Annotated in this window: 18 protein-coding genes; 1 reads left to right on the forward strand and 17 read right to left on the reverse strand. The window is 47.8% G+C overall.

Annotated features, from left to right (window positions below; genetic code table 11):
- A partial coding sequence (locus tag OEZ43_19645; protein ID MDH5547798.1) for a bifunctional metallophosphatase/5'-nucleotidase occupies window positions 1-2,194 on the reverse strand: 2,194 nt, incomplete at its 3' end.
- A 370-nt stretch (window positions 2,195-2,564) separates the two neighbouring features.
- Window positions 2,565-3,890, reverse strand: a complete 1,326-nt coding sequence (locus tag OEZ43_19650) for a CAP domain-containing protein (protein ID MDH5547799.1) — start codon at window positions 3,888-3,890, stop codon at window positions 2,565-2,567.
- A 256-nt stretch (window positions 3,891-4,146) separates the two neighbouring features.
- Here OEZ43_19650 and OEZ43_19655 point away from each other — a divergent pair, with 256 nt between their 5' ends.
- Window positions 4,147-4,629: a cyclic nucleotide-binding domain-containing protein gene (locus OEZ43_19655; GenBank protein ID MDH5547800.1), complete on the forward strand. Its 483-nt coding sequence runs from the start codon at window positions 4,147-4,149 to the stop codon at window positions 4,627-4,629.
- A gap of 6 nt (window positions 4,630-4,635) precedes the next feature.
- Here OEZ43_19655 and OEZ43_19660 read toward each other — a convergent pair whose 3' ends face one another.
- The 15 genes from OEZ43_19660 to OEZ43_19730 form a co-directional block, all read right to left on the reverse strand.
- Entirely contained in the window at window positions 4,636-5,487 is an 852-nt protein-coding gene (locus OEZ43_19660; GenBank protein ID MDH5547801.1) for an HDOD domain-containing protein, read from the reverse strand.
- 96 nt (window positions 5,488-5,583) lie between these two features.
- Window positions 5,584-7,020 carry an NADH-quinone oxidoreductase subunit NuoN gene (gene nuoN / locus OEZ43_19665; GenBank protein MDH5547802.1) on the reverse strand — a complete coding sequence of 479 codons (1,437 nt, stop codon included), beginning with the start codon at window positions 7,018-7,020 and terminating at the stop codon, window positions 5,584-5,586.
- 11 nt (window positions 7,021-7,031) lie between these two features.
- Window positions 7,032-8,555, reverse strand: a complete 1,524-nt coding sequence (locus OEZ43_19670) for an NADH-quinone oxidoreductase subunit M (protein ID MDH5547803.1) — start codon at window positions 8,553-8,555, stop codon at window positions 7,032-7,034.
- Between the two features lie 26 nt (window positions 8,556-8,581).
- Window positions 8,582-10,528, reverse strand: coding sequence for an NADH-quinone oxidoreductase subunit L (gene nuoL / locus OEZ43_19675; GenBank protein MDH5547804.1), 1,947 nt, complete (start codon window positions 10,526-10,528; stop codon window positions 8,582-8,584).
- A gap of 10 nt (window positions 10,529-10,538) precedes the next feature.
- Window positions 10,539-10,844 carry an NADH-quinone oxidoreductase subunit NuoK gene (nuoK, locus tag OEZ43_19680; protein MDH5547805.1) on the reverse strand — a complete coding sequence of 102 codons (306 nt, stop codon included), beginning with the start codon at window positions 10,842-10,844 and terminating at the stop codon, window positions 10,539-10,541.
- 20 nt (window positions 10,845-10,864) lie between these two features.
- Entirely contained in the window at window positions 10,865-11,491 is a 627-nt protein-coding gene (locus tag OEZ43_19685) for an NADH-quinone oxidoreductase subunit J (protein MDH5547806.1), read from the reverse strand.
- A gap of 14 nt (window positions 11,492-11,505) precedes the next feature.
- Window positions 11,506-11,994 (reverse strand): NADH-quinone oxidoreductase subunit NuoI, encoded by a 489-nt coding sequence (nuoI, locus tag OEZ43_19690; protein MDH5547807.1) that lies wholly within the window; start codon window positions 11,992-11,994, stop codon window positions 11,506-11,508.
- 20 nt (window positions 11,995-12,014) lie between these two features.
- Window positions 12,015-13,073 carry an NADH-quinone oxidoreductase subunit NuoH gene (nuoH, locus tag OEZ43_19695; GenBank protein ID MDH5547808.1) on the reverse strand — a complete coding sequence of 353 codons (1,059 nt, stop codon included), beginning with the start codon at window positions 13,071-13,073 and terminating at the stop codon, window positions 12,015-12,017.
- Between the two features lie 39 nt (window positions 13,074-13,112).
- Window positions 13,113-15,482: an NADH-quinone oxidoreductase subunit NuoG gene (nuoG, locus tag OEZ43_19700; GenBank protein ID MDH5547809.1), complete on the reverse strand. Its 2,370-nt coding sequence runs from the start codon at window positions 15,480-15,482 to the stop codon at window positions 13,113-13,115.
- Window positions 15,483-15,493: 11 nt separating this feature from the next.
- The gene (gene nuoF, locus OEZ43_19705) at window positions 15,494-16,759 is read right to left on the reverse strand and encodes an NADH-quinone oxidoreductase subunit NuoF (protein MDH5547810.1); all 1,266 of its coding nucleotides are present in this window, start codon (window positions 16,757-16,759) and stop codon (window positions 15,494-15,496) included.
- Window positions 16,760-16,777: 18 nt separating this feature from the next.
- On the reverse strand, window positions 16,778-17,284 hold the full coding sequence (locus tag OEZ43_19710; GenBank protein ID MDH5547811.1) for an NAD(P)H-dependent oxidoreductase subunit E: 507 nt from the start codon (window positions 17,282-17,284) through the stop codon (window positions 16,778-16,780).
- Window positions 17,284-18,537: an NADH-quinone oxidoreductase subunit D gene (locus OEZ43_19715; GenBank protein ID MDH5547812.1), complete on the reverse strand. Its 1,254-nt coding sequence runs from the start codon at window positions 18,535-18,537 to the stop codon at window positions 17,284-17,286. Before OEZ43_19715 ends, OEZ43_19710 begins: the two co-directional genes overlap by 1 nt.
- A 2-nt stretch (window positions 18,538-18,539) precedes the next feature.
- On the reverse strand, window positions 18,540-19,211 hold the full coding sequence (locus OEZ43_19720) for an NADH-quinone oxidoreductase subunit C (protein ID MDH5547813.1): 672 nt from the start codon (window positions 19,209-19,211) through the stop codon (window positions 18,540-18,542).
- A gap of 16 nt (window positions 19,212-19,227) precedes the next feature.
- Entirely contained in the window at window positions 19,228-19,713 is a 486-nt protein-coding gene (locus OEZ43_19725) for an NADH-quinone oxidoreductase subunit B (protein ID MDH5547814.1), read from the reverse strand.
- Window positions 19,704-20,060 carry an NADH-quinone oxidoreductase subunit A gene (locus OEZ43_19730; protein MDH5547815.1) on the reverse strand — a complete coding sequence of 119 codons (357 nt, stop codon included), beginning with the start codon at window positions 20,058-20,060 and terminating at the stop codon, window positions 19,704-19,706. The genes OEZ43_19725 and OEZ43_19730 overlap by 10 nt, the downstream gene beginning before the upstream one ends.
- Window positions 20,061-20,087: the final 27 nt, after the last annotated feature.

The raw sequence follows: 20,087 nt of genomic DNA on the forward strand, positions 1-20,087 counted from the left end.
TCGCAAGAATGAACATGTTCTTGTCGTCAGCGCAGCTGCGGCTTGGCCATGCGGCACACTTGTCAGCACTGGTTACCTGGTTACGGTTGATGCGGTTCCAGTCAGCGTCATAGTAGTACGATGCATAAGAAACCATCGGTGGCAAGCTGCCAACTGAACCGTCAGTGATCGCTTCACCCGTCTTCGGATTGACCAGTTTCACATTGGTAACACGTGAACGCAGACCTTTACCGTACTTGTTAAAGTTTGGCTTGTATACATCAAGATCGAAGTTCACACCACTGTAGTTGAAGAACCAACCACCGCTCCAGCCAGGAACATTCGACTGCTGTGTACCATTACCAGACAATTCCATTTCCTGTACCAGGCTGCGTGGCCATGCCATGTAATGACAGTCGTTCTTCTTGTGGTTAACTTCAACAGAACCGATGAAACAACCTTTGCCGTCGCCATCGACATCGGCCGCTTCCGCTTCTGGAGAAGACGGAATTTCACCACTGGCAACCATCGCACCGATAGTCAAGCTGTGGTAAACGTCATCGATAGTCACAGGACCAGGCATAATGGTGTTGTTGTAACGGAAACCACGCAGTGCACCAACATCTGCATTAGTCAACGCGCGGAATGCATCCGTGTATACATCATGCAAGGTACCTTCGATGTCTGCTGGCATCTTCAGGTTGTCCTTCTCATGCTCGTAAGAGAAACGATTACGTTCCAACACGATCTGCGTAGAGGCCATCTGGAAATCCAGTGGCTTGGTCAGCGTATAACCGTTGAAAGGATTCACGAACTCATCGCCTTCTGTCCAATCACCACCCGCAACCGCGCTCATGAACGGTGCTTTCGCATCTTCGATCAGATCCGCAATTTCGGCGTCTGGTGCAACAGTTTCATCGATGTCGTAACGTGTCCAATCCCAACCAGCCAGTTTGCCATTCGCGAACTCTAGCTCGATCAAGCCAACCTGCATTCCGTCCTCACCTTCTTCGACGACAACCGTCTTGTTACCATCTTTGTTGGTAACAACCACAGGTTGACGTGTACGCTCGTGCGTATCGGAGGACAGTACCACTTCAGGAAAGCGAACACCTTCAGGCATCACTGCGTGTTCAGCATTCCACACGCTTTCAGGGATACCGGCTTCTGACATCAATACCACCAGGTCGACGCCTTCACCCTTGTAAGGCGCGCCAGTTTGAGAGTTGATGTACTTGGTGTCGCTATCTTTTGCTGCACGCAGAATTTCCGTGAATTTCACGATTTCTGGAACGGTTTGATAGCCAACAGTACTTCCCCACGGAGCAACTTCAGCGCCCGCTGGATTCGTAACGCTCACTTCTTTCGCTTTGTTGCGATTTGGGTGATCATCCGATGTCCACTGAATCGGCTTATTTTGTGGGAATTTCACATCACCCATACAGTTGGTGAATGTAACACCCTTGGTGACATTACTACTTACCACTTGTGGACCACGGTTCGTGGTACAACCGAGGAAGCCCACGCGAATGCCGTTAACATTTTGCACATAGTACGGATCGGTAAAATATTCACCAGCCGCTTTGGTATTTACACCTGGGCCTGGGTTTTCACCATTGTAGTAGGCATTAGCCGCAATGGTACGCCAGCGGCGTTTTTCACCATTTTGGTCGCTCATGATCGCATTTTTAGCGTTGAAACCCTGATATACCTGACCACTAGGATCCATCGGCTTCATGAACATTGAGCTGTATTCTGTTGGAGCGATAGGTCGAATATCGCCTTCTGCGCCAAACAACTGCTGATAACGGTACAGACCATACACGTATTCCCAGTTACCTGTTGCGAATACATCGGGAGCGAGCGCATCCCATACGTCGACAAGAGCCTTACCCTGAGTATAAGTGGCAATTGCACTACCCTGGATGGTATCACCGGTATGACCCCAGACAATCTTGCCTGCGTGGTCTTTTTTCAGTTTCTTAATGACTGTCGCCGCACGCGCCAATCCACCTTCCAATACGCCTGTCGCATCATCACGCGCGTTTGGATGTGTATCCAAATCACCGTGCAAATCACCGGTATGCATAATGTAGATCTTTTTTAGATCGCCATCATAGTTTTCATCCGCTGCGAATGCTGGAGTAACAGTTACTGCAGCTGTCGCTACTGCGGATGCTAATATCGATCTCCTGAACAGCTTTCCTACTTTCATATAAAAAATCCCCTTTTTTTTAAAACAAAATAACGCGCAAAATTTTTCCTCTGCGAGTTGCAACACCAAACGCGGATACCGAAAACGTGAACTTTCGGAACTGACGTTAGTTTTGCGGTGGGGATTGGACCGCGGGACAGATTAAGATGTCAAGTTAATTCATTAATATTATTAGCTTTTCAGGCTTTTGATGCCTACAATACATCAATATAATTAGGTTTATTATTTAATTTACTGATTAAACTATGGTTTTTGCCGTTTCTTTCCGCTACTTTTTTATCAAACTCAAGAAGATATCGTCTATTTGTCGTTAGTTCGCGACAATTAATACCCTATTCAAGACGGATAGGGACAGACACATTTAAAAATATCACTGTAGTGTCACATTAATAGTTCGACTACCATTCAAGACCACCGTGATCTCGTCGCCTGCATTTCCAAGAACATCGATACTTAAGGTGTTGTAGTCGACATAATCTACGGTGACATCAATGTTGGAAAGATGTGCGGTATCGAATTGTGACATGATGTCTGTGCCGTCTTTCGGAACGAAGTAAATGAAGCTTTTACCACTTTTGGAAATCGTGACATCGTTTTGTTTACTCGTTAAACGATAAACTGGCCCATCGAGTACGCGTGTTGTGAATCTCCACATAACACTCTTCTCAACACCGTCCTGTTGGTATTCCAGCTCTACACGATAACGTCTTCCCCATTCCAGTCGTTCCAGTGGAAATAAGGCAAAATCCAACTCGCTAAAATTCCCGTTTGGATCGTTTGTCGCGTCCATAAGGTGAGTACTAAGCACGTATGAATAAGTGGATTCGTCATATAGGTGAAAAGCGGTGATACTGGCGTTCTGCACTTTAGCAGGATTGAATTGCACAGAAATGGGATTGCCAGATACAGAATGATTTGGCAAAGGATCAGGCGTTTCTTCGTAAAATGCTGGAGGAATGTCTACTGCGTTTTGCTGCGGCCAGACGATCATTTCTGGATTTAGTTGAGCGATTTCATTAACCGCACCATCAACAACCGTCGCCGAAATATTAAACTTAGGAGAACAGATATCAGGATAATAACTACCACTACTTATGGCTGACTCCGTTTGGCAAACCTGATTCACTCGGCTATTTCCCATGTTGTGAACCAAAATGTCCAGGGAGGTGGCTTGTGGCGAAACATAGTGGATGCCGATTTCGTCGTACGTCACATTAAACAAAGTGAAGCGGTGATAAATCGCAGACATCAGATTGTCCATTGCGCCTGTTTGTGTGCGCGAATTGGCTATCCCCTCGCCCACGTTATACGTGCTGTAGCCAACGCTCACTGCTCGATCTCCAGCATGAACCCCTGTATACCCAGGCATACCCAGCGTTTCCTCATGCTGGATAATGCCGTTGTTAAGACTGAGATATTCGGCATGATTAACCGCTGACGCGACGAGAAATGAATTTTGCGTCACTTCAATCATCCCGGCGTTAGTGCGTAATAGATTGATATAATCATAGGGATCTTCGACGCCAACCGTACTCGTGTTTCCAAGATCCGGCAGTTCGTCTCCTGCCCATTCATTCGCTACGATGGGTGTAAATTTGCAGGCAGATAAAGCCAAACACATCACAACAATCGTTAGACAGCCTCTTAATTTCGAACTGAGTCCTATTCGATATTCTGTGTTAAGCGCTTCAGTCATTGGCTTTCTTTCCCTGTCTATGTTCGTCGCAGCAATGCTGCAACCATCAAATTCAATGCCAGGATAGATCGCCAATTCTCAATATTCAGCCTCATCGAAAAACCAGATCAATTCAGGTACTTCATTCATAACATATTCACTTGCCTCAACAATTTTGCATTTGTATAGTACGTGCCACAAGTTCGGTTAATCCGGCGCGAACCATGCTAAGGTTTTCTTGTCACAGGGCTGTAACAACAACGAAGAGGAATGAATTATGAGTCTTGTCCCCGATTGTCAACGTATCAGTAATTCTTCACTGGGCCAGGAACTGGAGCTGGATGAGTGCAAGGTGTTGGCAGGCGTGATGTCAGCTGTTTCGCTCAAAAAAGGAGAAACACTCGCATCCCGTGGCGACAAAAATACTGCTCTGTATCTATTGGTAGAAGGCAAGTTGGACGTCATTAGTGAAGTCGAGGGTGAGGATAAGACTGTCTACACCATGGTACCGGGAGAATGCTCAGGAACCCGCGCGTTCGTAGATAGAAATTCACGCAAGGCAACGTTGAAAGCGACGGTAGACAGCGTTGTCTACTCCATGGTGCCAGACAAATTCGAAACCTTACTCGACTCGCATCCGAGAGTTGTCTACAAGGTGATGCGCGCCATCTTTCGTATTACGCATAAAAATCTGATGAAGATGAATATGGAAAGTCAGCAATTGGCCAATTACATCAGCAAGAGTGGTGGTAGATATTAAGCGAGATTAGTTCGCCAGCAGGTGCTGGAGTTCTTTCATCTCGTCTTTAGCTTCCGCCAGTAATTCCATGCTTGCGCCTGGGCCTAGCTTAAACACAGGAAATTTCCCCATCGCCGGCAACTCTTCCAATGACGGCAACTCCTCTGCCTCTGGTTTGCCAAAGGCCGCATGGATTTGCGATACAAGAACTACGTCACCGTAGTCTGGGGTTTCCACAGGATCTCGATACCAATCCTCTGCTGCCTCAATCACGTCGACAAATTCCGTATCAAAACGCCAGTTGGACAATACCAATTTACCCAAGGCGACTCTTAGCTCCCGCTCCATACGAAATATCGCCTCAGGATCTTTGAGAAGATCGGCACGGCGTTCAAGATACCCCAATAGCGGTAGGACACCTACATCATGGATTAATGCCGCCAGCATGGCGTGATCGGGATGTAGCTTAGGGGTAATACGGGCCAATATAAACGCAATCGAAGCGACCTGGACGCTGTGCTTCCAAAGTTGCTCGACTCGCTTGCGCGTGGGCGCGCTTCGGGCCGTAAACGCGCGACGCAAGGCGAAGCTGGTTACCAGGTTTTTAGTAACATCTAAACCCAGGCGGGTAATTGCTTTGTGACAATCGTCGACAGGTTTAACCCCGCGATACATAGGACTATTGGCGATTTGAATCAACCTGGCAGTCAATGGGATATCACTCTGAATAATCTTACTAATCACCATGATATCCGCATTTTCCTTGGCAATAGCCTTGCGTACCCTCAGGGCAATATCCGGCAGCCCGGGGAGCATCTGTTCTCCGGACTTAAGCATCTCAGTGATTTCGATTAAAATTTCGCCTGGATTACTACTCATACACTTCTCTGTGTCGAATTACCTTTCTATCGACAGATAAGCTATGAAACTACAGGAATTGATCAGGGACACGACAGCGCGTGCCCCAGTAACACATCAGGAAAAAATATTGGTACATGCCGTAATCAATGCACCTGGGAATATTCCAAGTAGCAGTACTGCAAGACCATTTACACTAATTGCCGCCCGCATATCCACCCCAGCACGTATGGGCTCATGATCCGTGGCCTTATCAAAGTACATCAGTTTGATGACCCGTAGATAATAGAATGCGCCAACGATGGAAAATATCACTGCGACAATCGCTAACCATACATGCCCTGCATCAACAACTGCCTGTAACACAGCCAATTTGGCGTAAAAACCGAGAGTCGGCGGCACGCCAGCCATGGAAAACATCAAAATCAACATAATCAGAGCAAACCAGGGGCTGCGCTCATTAAGACCCTTGAAGTCTTCCAGCTCTTCCGCCTCAAACCCCTTGCGGCTCAACAGCAATATCATTCCAAAACCGCCCAGGCCCATCAAACCATAGGCAATCGTGTAAAACATGGCGGCGCTATAACCGTCCTTACTGCTTGACAGCACGCCTAGAAATAAGAATCCCATATGCGCTATCGTCGAATACGCCAGCATGCGTTTGATATTGGTTTGCGCAATCGCGACCACATTACCAATGACGAGTGACAGCACTGCCAATATCATCAGTAAATCATCCCACTGGCCGTGCAGACCGCCCATTCCTTCGACCAGCATACGCATCACCATCGCGAAACCAGCAAGCTTCGGCGCTGTACCGATATAGAGTGTTACGGCGGTTGGTGCGCCATGATAGACATCGGGCACCCACATATGAAATGGCACAGCACCTAGCTTAAAGGCCAGACCTACAACAGTGAACACCAGTCCGAGCAGTAACACCATATCCTTTTCTGTGGAAGCAGCGACGTGCTGACCCAGCTTGCTAATGTCCAGAGTGCCTGACGCACCATATAGCATTGACATTCCGTACAGCAGCAAACCGGAGGCTAATGCTCCAAGTATGAAATATTTCATTGCTGCTTCAGTCGCTCGCGCCGAGTCACGCTGCAAGGCGACCATGGCATACAGAGACAGTGATAAAAGCTCCAGGCCAAGATATAAAGAAATCATGTTGTGGGCAGAGACCATCACATTCATACCCAGTACACCGAACAATGCCAGTACCAGAAATTCGCCTTTGAACAAATTTCGATCCATCAGGTATTGGCGTGAATAGATGAGCGTGCCTATCGTCAAAAGATAAATAAACATCTTGAGCATAACGCCCATCTGATCACTGATAAATGTCCCGGACAATACAATTTCGGGCGCATCTGGCATTAGCTGAAAACTAATTACTCCCGCCCCAATCAGGGACAAAATCGACAGCGCGTAAACAATAGCGCGCATATCCTCGCCAAGATAGACATCGAGCAGCAGGATGATACACGCCATGCTGAGCAAAAAGATCTCAGGCAATAGTGGTACAAATTCGGTTAACGCAACACTCATGTACAAATCTCTTACGGTAGTTTTGGATCAGTGATATGAACCAGTAAATTATCCACACTGGCGTGCATAACCTCCAGCAATGGATTTGGCCACACACCAATCAACAAGGTAAATGCGGCGAGTGTTCCAAGGAATATCCACTCGCGTAAGTTAATATCTTTCAGTTTGGCGACATTGTCATTGGCGACTTCACCAAAGAATACGCGCTTGACCATCCATAGCGTATAGGCCGCACCGATAATCAGGGTCGTTGCTGCCAGGAAGGCAATCCAGAAATTTGCTTTTACAGACGCCAAAATAACCATGAATTCGCCAACGAAGGCAGAAGTACCTGGAAGGCCTGCATTGGCCATGGCAAACAACACCGCGAAGGCGGCAAAGGCCGGCATCGTATTTGTTACACCGCCATAGGCAGAAATGTCACGGCTGTGCATTCGGTCATACAGTACGCCGACACACAGGAACAATGCGCCTGATACAAAACCATGAGAAATCATTTGTACCATCGCACCTTCGATACCCATGGCCGCACCCTGCATGGTGCCATTATTGGTTTCGTAAATCATGAATGGAATAAAGAAACCGAGCGTAACAAATCCCATATGCGAGATTGACGAGTAAGCGATAAGCTTCTTCATATCCTGCTGAACCAGGGCGACAAAACCGATATAAACGACTGCTATCAAAGACAGCGTAATCATGAGCCAGTCGAGTTCATTACTCGCCGCAGGCGTGATCGGCAAACTGAAACGCAGAAAACCGTAGGCACCCATTTTCAACATGATCGCCGCCAGTATCACCGAACCACCTGTTGGCGCTTCAACGTGTGCATCCGGCAACCAGGTATGTACTGGCCACATGGGCACCTTAACTGCGAAAGCAATCAGGAAGGCCAGGAAGATAAGTATCTGCTCGTTCATGCCCAGTTTGAGGTCATGAAAATCGAGTATGCCAAAGCTGCCAGACTGAACATACATATAGATCAGCGCCACTAACATGAACACCGATCCGAGAAAGGTATATAAAAAGAATTTAATAGTGGCGTAGACGCGACGTACTCCACCCCACATACCGATAACCAGGAACATCGGTATCAACATCGCTTCCCAGAATACATAGAAAAGCACCGAATCCAAGGCAGCAAAAACGCCAACCATCATACCTTCCATGATAAGAAAGGCTGCCATGTACTGAGCGGTTTTATACTGGATAACTTCCCAGGCTGAAATGATGACCAGAACAGTAGTGAACGTCGTGAGTACAATTAGCGGCATGGAAATACCATCCACGCCGAGGTGATAAAACACATTGAAACTGCTGATCCACGAAACTTTTTCAACAAACTGCATCTCTGCAGTCGTGATATTGAAACCCGTGAACAGTGGGATAGACAAGACAAACGTTAATAACGAAACTAAAAGTGACAGGCCACGCGTGATACCTGCACTTTTGTCCGACCCCGTGGCCAGTACCAGCATACCGCCAAATATCGGTAGCCAGATTACGATACTGAGTAATGGTAAATCAGAAAACATTCAGTCGTGTCCTTTCCTTGCGGGCCCTAGACCACGTAAACCCACGTTAACAATGCTGCCAGGCCAAAAAACATGGCGAATGCGTAGTGATACAAATAACCGGATTGGATATTGCGTACTACGCTTGAAATCCAGCCAACACTTTTTGCCGTGCCATTAACCATCATGCCGTCAATCAGACGCGCGTCACCAACTTGCCATAGCAAACGACCAATACCGCGACTGCCGCCTGCAAAAACTTTTTCATTGAATGAATCAAAACCGTAAGCGTTATCAAATATGCGATGCACAAAAGCAAATTTCTGTTTCGCTGTCGCGGCGATATCCGGACGCTTCATGTAAATGAACCATGCGGTAAATAAACCGAGCATTGCCAGAACAAAAGCAGGGCTCATCATGCCATGCAAAATAAATCCGACAGGACCGTTAAAGTCGATCTTAGCTAATACATTACGCTGTTCAAACACCACCAGCGAAGAACCAAAATAATCACCAAACAACATCGGGCCAATCGCCACAAAACCTATCATCACTGATGGGATTGCCAACAGTATCAGCGGAATGGTGACAACCTTGGGACTCTCGTGTAGATGTGAACGTGTGTGCTCATCCATGCGTTCCTTCCCGTGGAAGACCAGGAAGAACATCCGAAAGCTATATAAAGCGGTAATGAACACACCTAGTAGTACCGCGACATAGGCGAATCCTGCGCCAGGTATCGTCGACGCGTGCACCGCTTCGATAATCGCGTCTTTCGAAAAGAAACCTGCAAACCCTGGAAAACCAATCAAGGCCAAAGAACCTACGAGTGATGTCCAATAGGTAATCGGCATGTACTTCTTCAAGCCACCCATTTTGCGAATGTCTTGCTCGTGATGCATGGCGATAATGACAGAACCTGCAGCGAGGAAGAGCAAGGCCTTGAAGAAGGCGTGTGTCATTAAATGGAACAAACCTGCCGCATAGGCCGATGCACCAAGCGCCACAACCATGTAACCCAACTGGGACAGGGTCGAATAGGCCACCACGCGTTTGATATCGTTTTGTACCAGCCCGAGGAAACCCATGAACAAGGCGGTGATCGCACCAATCACCAATACCACACTGAGTGCCATCTCGGACATCTCGTATAGCGGTGACATACGCGCCACCATAAACACGCCGGCGGTAACCATGGTGGCGGCGTGGATCAATGCGGAAATCGGTGTTGGACCTTCCATGGAATCGGGAAGCCACACATGTAGCGGCACCTGAGCCGATTTACCCATGGCGCCGATGAATAGCAAAATACAAATCACCGACATCAACGACCACTCAACACCAGGAAGTATCTGAACGGTAACTTCATTCATGCGTGGCGCAGCAGCGAAGACATCGTTGTAATCAAGGCTGTTGAAATACATCAACACCATGGCAATACCAAGAATAAATCCGAAGTCGCCAACGCGGTTTACCAGGAAAGCCTTTAGATTGGCGTATATTGCCGTCTCTTTCTTGAACCAGAATCCGATCAACAGGTACGAAACCAAACCTACCGCTTCCCAGCCAAAGAACAACTGCATGAAGTTGTTGGCCATGACCAGCATGAGCATCGAAAAGGTGAACAGGGAAATATAACTAAAGAAACGTTGATAGCCAGGGTCGTCGTGCATATAACCAATGGTATAGATATGCACCATTAGTGAAACAAAGGTCACAACCACCATCATCATCGCTGTTAGACGATCGACAAGAAAACCGACTTCTATGGTGATACCGTCGGTGAATCCCCAGACGTACACAGCCTGATTAAAAATTGCGCCGCCGTCCCATACGATGTTTTTGAACACATACATGGACAAGACACAAGATATTGCCACGCCAGCTATCGTTGCCCAATGTGCGCCGGCACGTCCGATTTGCTTGCCAAACAAACCAGCAATAATAGAACCTATTAAAGGGGCGAGAACGATCGCTATTAATATGCCTTCCATAGTCCGTCCCCTAGCCTTTCAATGAGCCAATATCGTCGACGTTGATACTTTGTCGGTTACGAAACAGCACCACCAGTATCGCCAAACCAATTGCTGCTTCCGCCGCTGCAACAGTGAGTATAAAGAACACAAAAATCTGGCCAGCTGTGTCGCCAAGATAATGGGAAAACGCAACAAAATTGAGATTGACGGCGAGCAACATTAATTCAATAGCCATCAATAGGATAATGACGTTCTTTCTGTTCAGAAATATACCGGCCACGCTGATACAAAACAGTATCGCGCCCAATATCAAAAAATGTGACAGTGGAATCATTTTTCCCTCAGCTCGACTTTTTATTTCTTGCTCTGGTCAGAACCGCGCTTCTTCTCCGAAGGCATTCTCACCATGCGTACACGATCATTACGCTTAACAGCTACCTGAACATCTGCGGATACGAATTTGGTCTGGCGAGATTTGCGCATAGTCAATGCTATCGCCGCAATAATCGCTACTACCAGTATCACCGCCGCCAACTCAAACGGATAGACATATGTCGTATAAAGAACGCGCCCCAATTCTTTGGTGTTACTGTATTCAGCACCTTTCGTCACCGGATCAGGCATGTTTTCCAAGCCAAATCGATCGCCGCCCAATACCATACCCAGTTCGATTACAACGACTATCGCGACGAACGCGCCGATGGGCAAATAACGGGTAAACCCTTCACGTAGTGGTATAAGGTTGATGTCGAGCATCATGACCACGAACATAAACAACACCATGACCGCGCCCACATATACCAGCACCAGCGTGACAGCTAAAAACTCCGCTTCCAGTAGAATCCACAAACCTGCGCTTGCAACAAAAGACAGTACCAGAAACAACGCCGCCTTAACGGGGTTACGAATGGTTATAACCATCATGCCCGCAGCGATCAGAATGGCGCCGAACAAGTAAAATAGGGCTAACTCAATATTCATCTGGCTTTCCTGTTCTAACGGTAAGGTGCGTCGGCTGTACGATCTGCAGCGATCTGCGCCTCTAGTTTATCGCCTACCGCTAATAATTTTTCCTTAGTCATGATGTTCTCGCCACGCTTTTCGAAGTGGTACTCGAATATACGTGTCTCGACTATAGAATCAACGGGACAGGATTCCTCACAGAATCCGCAAAAAATACATTTGAACAAATCAATATCGTAACGCGTCGTACGACGCGTCCCATCGGCGCGCTCTTCCGAGTCGATGGTTATCGCAAGTGCCGGGCAAACAGCTTCGCACAATTTACACGCAATACAACGCTCTTCACCGTTGGGATAACGACGCAAGGCATGCAAACCGCGAAAACGTGGAGACAACGGCGTCTTTTCTTCGGGATAGCGGACAGTGATCTTGCGGGAAAACATATAGCGCCCAGTCAGGCTCATGCCCTTGAGCAATTCCCACAAAAATAAACTTTTAATGTAGTTGACTACACCAGACATGAGTTACTCCAGTCCTTTTCCTAATCGAACCACGGTCCAACTTTACCAAGTATCATCACACCCACGACCAGTATCCAGACGATGGTGATGGGTATAAAAATCTTCCATCCCAGACGCATGATCTGGTCGTAACGGAAGCGTGGAAACGTGGCACGCAGCCAGATATAAAGAAATAAAAATATCGACGTCTTAGCTAGCAACCAAATAATACCCGGTACCCAGGCAAAGAGGTCTTCCAGCATGCCCATGCCCTGGAATGGTGACAACCATCCACCAAGAAACATCAACGATGTCAGCAGCGAGATCAGTATCATGGCTGCAATTTCTGCCAGCATAAACACGCCAAACATGATTCCCGAATATTCCACAAAGAATCCCGCGACGATTTCTGATTCACCTTCTGCCATATCAAAAGGCGGACGATTCGTTTCGGCAACACCTGCGATGAAATAGATAACAAACATGGGAAACAATGGAATCCAGAACCAAGTCCAGAAACCACCGGATTGCGCCTCGACGATATCGACCAGATTAAGACTGCCACCGGCCATCAACACAACCACCAGCGCGAATCCCATGGCAATTTCGTAGGAGACCACCTGTGCAGACGAACGTAGCGTGCCCAGGAATGCATACTTTGAATTTGAAGACCAACCGGAAAGAATAATGCCGTATACCGACATAGACGTGATCGCCAGAATATATAACAGCCCCGCATCGATATCCGCGAGCAGCATATCCTTATCAAACGGTATGACGGCGAAGGCCGCAATAATCGGCGTGAAAGACAATACCGGCGCCACCAAAAACATAAAACGGTTTGCATTGGTGGGAACGATGGTTTCCTTGAGTATCAGCTTAATACCATCGGCTATCGGCTGTAACAGCCCCCATGGTCCAACACGGTTTGGACCAAGACGTACCTGCGCGTAACCCAGTATTTTTCTTTCTGCCAGTATGACGTATGCACATCCGATCATAATCGGCAACACGATGGCGACGATCTTGATAACCGTCCATACCAAGGTTGGCAGCGGATCAGGCAAACCTGAAAACAGACCTTGTATTAAGTCAACCATGCAACGTTCTCACAATTCTCTCAAAAGCGATTTTGTTTGTTATGACTTGATCAAGGTAACTGGATCAAGCGAACCACCTAGCGGCAGTGTTTTAGTTGTTGCTGTAGCAATACGTACACAGGACTGCGCAACACGATTATCGATGACGACCTTTAGACGTGCGCTTCGATCACCCTGTTGAACATCAACGTTCTTACCTTCTTCTACTGCCAGTTGTTGCGCAGTCTGTTCGTTCATGAATACGGCTGCAACAGATGCATCTTCTGTTTTCTGCAAGGCATCTGCGCGCCTAACAATAGAATCTACATTATAAATAGGCATTTCAACAACTCGTTGTATGCCTTTCACCTCAGCACCAAGATCAGGTGGACAACGCCAGGTTAAATGGTTATCAACGCGTATGTCGCCAACACTTTTGCTGACGTCCCCGCGAACTTCTTCGATATCCATGTAATCAAATCCCTGGAGCTCGCACATATTGCCGAGTACACGTAAAACTTTCCAGGCGGGACGAGCCTCCATGTGTGGCGAAGTCATTCCCTCAAAAGATTGTACAGTACCTGCCGCGTTTACAAATGTTCCCGCTGTTTCAGCATAAGTTGAAATTGGCAATATAACATCCGCATATTGTTCAATCGTCGCCGTCTTATACGGCGTCAGACTGATAACGAAACCCGCCTTGCTCATCGCCTGCATAGCCTTTTGCCCGTCGATGCAGTCGTATTCCGGTTCAATATTGAGTAGCACATAGGCGTCTAGTTTGCTTTCGAGCATCGTCGAAGCATTCAATCCTGTTTTCGCTGCGGATTTATTTCCCGCTTCGCGATGCGGTAACACGCCAGCGGCTGATGCACCCACACTATTAGCTGAATGATTGAGAAAACCCAGCTTGCTCTCGCTCATTTGCGCAATGGCAAACGCAAGCATGCGCAGCTTGTTGTATTCGGGATGTTGCATAGCCTGCATTCCCAACAATACTGTCGCATTATTGTTTTGGACCAGATCCTTCGCCATCGCCTGATGTGTGGCATTGGATTCAACACCTTTTAACAAACCATCAAGCCCTTCCATAGCAGGCATTTTCGTTTGCGCTTGAACCGCTTTGGCTACGGCAGCTAATTCACGAACAAATTCCGATGGTGGTACAAGCGCGCTCTCGGCGACAGGAAAGCGAACTTCATAGTCTACGGCATTGATAAAACTAACTCGGGCTTGATTGTTAAGCGCCGCTTTGCGAATTCGGTGCGAAAGCAAAGGCTGGTCTTTGCGTATATTAGCGCCGACGATGAGCGCAGCACCGATATTTTCCAGATTCTCGATTGACTGTCCCAGACTTGTTGTCATGGGATCGCAGTCCTGGTCAGCAAAGTCACGCTGTTGCAGACGATGATCGATATTACTGACGCCCAAACCCCTCGCCAGCTTTTGGAATAAATAATGTTCTTCGAGCGTGGCATTGGCCGCAGCAAGAAAGCCCATTTTATCCGCACCCTGACTTACCACCGACTTCAAGCCTTCCACCGCATAATTCAAGGCAGTTTCCCAGCTAACTGTCTTCCAACCGCCGTTGTCCTTAATCATCGGCGAACCGACTCGGTCATCGTGATACAGACCTTCGTAAGCAAAGCGATCTCGGTCAGATATCCAGGTTTCGTTTATCTGTTCGTTGTCTAGTGGCACGACACGCATGATCTCGCCACGACGCACATGCGCGTTGATATTAGAGCCCAAACAGTCATGTGGCGCGATTGAACGATTCTGCTGCATTTCCCAGGAACGGGCGGTGTAACGAAATGGTCTCGAGGTCAAAGCACCGACCGGGCACAGATCTATCATATTGCCCGATAACTCTGAATCGACAGTCGCTTCAACATAGGTACCGATCTGCATGTGTTCACCACGACCGGTTGCGCCAAGCTCTTTAATGCCGGCAATTTCGCTACCAAAACGCACACATCGCGTACAGTGAATACAGCGCGTCATATCGGTTGCGATGAGTGGACCGATATATTTTTCCGCGACGACACGCTTGCGTTCAGAGAATCTTGATACATCGCCACCATAACCCATGGCAACGTCTTGCAATTCACACTCACCGCCCTGGTCACAGATCGGGCAATCCAGTGGGTGATTGATTAATAAAAACTCCATCACGCCTTTTTGCGCCATCAAGGCAATGCGTGAACGGGTAAATACTTTCATACCATCAGTCACCGGCGTCGCACATGCCGGTAATGGCTTACGCGCCTTGTCCACTTCCACGAGACACATGCGACAATTGGCCGCTACTGAAAGCTTTTTGTGATAACAAAAGCGTGGAATATAGACACCGGCATCATCGGCGGCCTCGATGACCATCGCGCCGTCTCTTGCCTGAATTTCCTTACCGTCTACTTCTATCTTGACCATATCGCTTTTCTCTACACCATGCACTTCTTGTGATCGATGTGATATTGGAATTCATCGCGGAAGTGTTTGATAAAACTTGCCACAGGCATTGCCGCTGCGTCGCCTAGAGCACAAATCGTATGTCCTTCAATTTTGGCCGCCACATCATCGAGAAGATCGAGATCTTCCGGACGCCCGTGACCGTGTTCAATGCGATGTACTACGCGCGAAAGCCAACCGGTTCCTTCGCGACACGGCGTACATTGGCCACAAGATTCTTCGAAATAGAAATGTGAAATACGCGCCAGTGTCTTCACCATGCAGGTCGAGTCATCCATGATAATGACTGAACCAGCACCAAGCATCGAACCGGCTTTGCCAATCGAATCGTAATCCATGGTTACGTCCATCATCTTACTTCCCGGAAGCACCGGTGTAGATGATCCGCCTGGAATGACAGCCTTGAGCTTACGGCCCTTCCACACGCCACCCGCCATTTCCAGTAACTCAGCGAACGGCGTGCCCATGGAAATTTCGTAATTACCCGGTTTGTTCACATGGCCAGAAACAGAAAATAATTTGGTACCGCCGTTGTTCGGTTTGCCGAGATCAAGAAACCACTTTCCGCCATTGCGTAAAATCGACGGAATGGAAGACAATGTTTCCGTATTATTAATAGTCGTCGGTCGGCCGTATAGACCAAAACTTGCTGGAAAAGGTGGCTTGAAACGCGGCTGCCCTTTTTTACCTTCGATAGATTCGAGTAATGCGGTTTCTTCACCACAAATATACGCACCCGCACCGAGATGTACTTCAAGGTCGAAATCGATACCCGAACCCATGATGTTCTTGCCCAACAAACCTGCAGCGCGAGCATCTTCAATCGCGGCCTGAAACCGTTCATACGGTTCCCAGAATTCGCCACGGATATAGTTGTAACCTTTCGTCGCGCCTATGGTGTAGCCAGCGATCGCCATGCCTTCAACTAATGCATGCGGGTTATATCGCAAAATGTCGCGGTCTTTGAATGTTCCTGGCTCACCTTCATCCGAGTTGCAGACAATATACTTTTGCCCAGGGGTGTTGCGCGGCATGAAACTCCACTTCAAACCCGTAGGAAAACCCGCACCGCCACGACCACGCAGAGCAGATGCCTTCACCTCGGCTATAATATCCTCAGGCGAAGTCTTTTCCTGCAGAATCTTCTTCCATGCCTCATAACCCCGGTGCTTTTGATAGGTTTCTATCGTCCAGGGCTTTTCTTCATGTAAGGTGCTAAAACAAACCTCGTTAACCATTCCTGACCTCTGCGTCTATTAGGATGCGGACTGCTCAAGCGCGTCCAGAATCTCATCAACCTTTTCAGGAGTGAGATTTTCATAATAGGTTTTATCAATCTGAAACATCGGCGCGCCACCACAGGCACCCAGACATTCCACTTCCTTTATTGAATACCTTCCGTCGTTACGCATTTCGCCGAGGCCTATACCTAAACGACTTTTCAGCTTGGCTACTATCTCGTCCGAGCCCCGCAGCATGCACGACACATTGGTGCACACGCAGATCTTGGTCTTGCCGACAGGCTTCAATTCATACATGGAATAGAACGTCGCTACTTCATAAACAGAAATCGCCGGCTGTACCAGATACTCGGCAATCGCGTCCATTAAATCATTGGTGAGATAACCTTCATTATTCTCTTGCGCAATACGTAAAGCCGCCATCGTCGCTGATTGTTTTTGTTCCGCAGGATATTTCGCAATCCACACATCAATCTCAGCGCGAACCGAATCACTTAACAAATGTAATTTGGAACTACTCATTAGCGGTCGACCTCACCAAATACGATATCCTGTGTACCAAGGATGGCGACGAGGTCCGCAAGCATGTGACCGCGGGACATTTCATCTACCGACGCCAGATGCGCGAAACCTGGTGCGCGTATCTTCATACGATACGGCTTGTTCGCTCCATCAGAGACCATATAGATGCCGAATTCACCTTTTGGATGTTCCACTGCAGAGTAAACTTCGCCTGCAGGCACACAATAGCCTTCAGAAAATAATTTGAAGTGGTGAATCAAGGCTTCCATGTCACCCTTCATTTGTTCGCGCGTCGGTGGCGTGACTTTATGATCATCTAACATCACTGGGCCCGGATTGCGACGCAACCACTCGATGCATTGATTAATAATGCGAATCGATTGACGCATCTCTTCCACGCGCACCAGATAGCGATCATAGGTATCGCCTTCTACGCCAACAGGAATATCAAAATCCACTTTGTCATAGGCCGCATAAGGTTGTTTCTTACGCAAATCCCATTCGATACCGGAACCGCGCAACATCGGGCCGGTAAAACCCAGTTGTAAGGCACGCTCAGGCGTGACTACACCGATACCAACCGTTCTCTGTTTCCAGATACGATTGTCGGTCAATAAAGTCTCATATTCGTCAATGTGTTTTGGGAAACGGCGAGTGAAATCATCGATAAAATCCAGCAAACCACCCTGACGATTGGCGTTCTTGTGCACCAGGTCACGAGAAGTTGTCCACTTGGACTGCTGATATTGGGGCATGCTATCGGGAAGATCGCGATAGACACCGCCTGGACGATAATAGCTCGCATGCATACGTGCGCCAGACACGGCTTCGTAGGCGTCGAACAAGTCTTCACGATCGCGGAAACACAAGAAGAACACGGTCATCGCACCGATATCCAGCGCCTGTGCACCTAGCTGCATCAGATGATTCAGTATTCGTGTGATCTCATCGAACATGACACGGATGTATTGAGCGCGAACTGGCGCTTCAATACCGAGCATCTTCTCAACCGCTAATACGTAGGCATGTTCGTTACACATCATGGATACGTAGTCGAGTCGATCCATGTAACCGATGCTTTGGTTAAACGGCTTTGTTTCTGCCAGCTTCTCTGTGCCACGATGCAAAAGACCGATATGCGGATCAGCACGCTCGATAACCTCACCGTCCAGCTCTAATACCAGACGCAAAACACCGTGCGCAGACGGATGCTGAGGACCAAAATTAATGGTGTAATTTTTGATTTCACTCATGATTAGGCCTCTGCGCTTTCTTTTTCGATGTAGCGAAAATCATCACGAATGACACGTGGAACAAGAACACGCGGTTCGATATCAACCGGTTCATATACCACGCGTTTCTTTTCTTCGTCATAGCGCATTTCAACATGACCGAAAACCGGAAAATCTTTGCGCAAGGGATGCCCGATAAATCCATAGTCTGTCAGCAGGCGTCGCAAATCTGGATGCCCGACAAAAACTATTCCGAACATATCAAAGGCCTCGCGCTCAAACCAGTTGGCGCAATTCCAGATACCGATGACTGAATCAATAAACAAATTTGCTTCGTCGACAAACACTCGAACACGAAGGCGCTGATTGTTTTTATATGAGATCAGGTGATAAACCACGCCAAAACGCGGTTTAGACCAGAGATGCTGGGCATTTTTATCTTTGATACGACCACGGCTAAAACCTTTTTCAGTCGCCTTTTCCGTACTCCATTCAGTATCGCCATAACCCAGATAGTCGATGCCACATAAATCGATTAATTGTTCAAATCGAAACGCATCATCATCACGCAAGGTTTTACAGACTTCGAGCAACCTGTTCTTCTGAACTTCAATCGTAATTTCATCAAGCGCTACCGTGCATGACGTTATCGCTGAACCTAATCGTTTATTGAGATTTTGTATTAGTTTATCCATAACAAGAACTCTGGATCTATGCTTGGCGAGCGATGGTGTTAGTACGAATGATCTTATTTTTCAGTGCCAGCATGCCGTAAAGCAATGCCTCGGCGGTAGGTGGACAACCTGGGATATATATGTCAACTGGAACAATTCGATCACAACCGCGTACAACAGAATAGGAATAGTGATAATAACCGCCACCGTTAGCGCAGGAACCCATGGATATTACCCAACGTGGTTCAGCCATCTGATCGTAAACTTTGCGTAGTGCTGGCGCCATCTTGTTACACAGCGTACCCGCAACAATCATCACGTCCGCCTGGCGAGGACTGGGACGAAAAGCCTCCCAGCCAAAACGGGCAACGTCATAACGCGGCGCAACAATGTGCATCATTTCGACCGCACAACAAGCAAGACCAAACGTCATTGGCCACAATGCGCCTGTGCGTCCCCAGTTGATCAATGCATCAGCGGAAGTCGTGATCACGCCTTCTTTAAGAACGCCTTCTATTCCCACTCCAGGGCCCCCTTCTTCCACTCATATATAAACCCTATGACGAGTATCCCAAGGAATACCACCATGCCGATAAAACCAAACCAGCCTATTTCTTCAAGCACGACGGCCCACGGGAAGAGAAACGCGATCTCGAGATCGAAGATGATGAATAGAATGGCAACCAGGTAATAGCGTACGTCGAATTTCATACGAGAGTCTTCGAATGCTTCGAAGCCACACTCGTACTGCGACAGCTTGGCCGGGTCCGGTTTTTGAGTAGCCGCGACAACGCTAAGCACCAACGGTGCACCGCCGAAGACAGCACCCAACAGGATGAACAGTAATATAGGAAAATAGTTTTCTAGCACACTCCCCCCTACAAAAGTGTGTTTCAA

The sequence above is a fragment of the Gammaproteobacteria bacterium genome, assembly GCA_029881255.1.
Lineage (GTDB): Bacteria > Pseudomonadota > Gammaproteobacteria > S012-40 > S012-40 > JAOUMY01.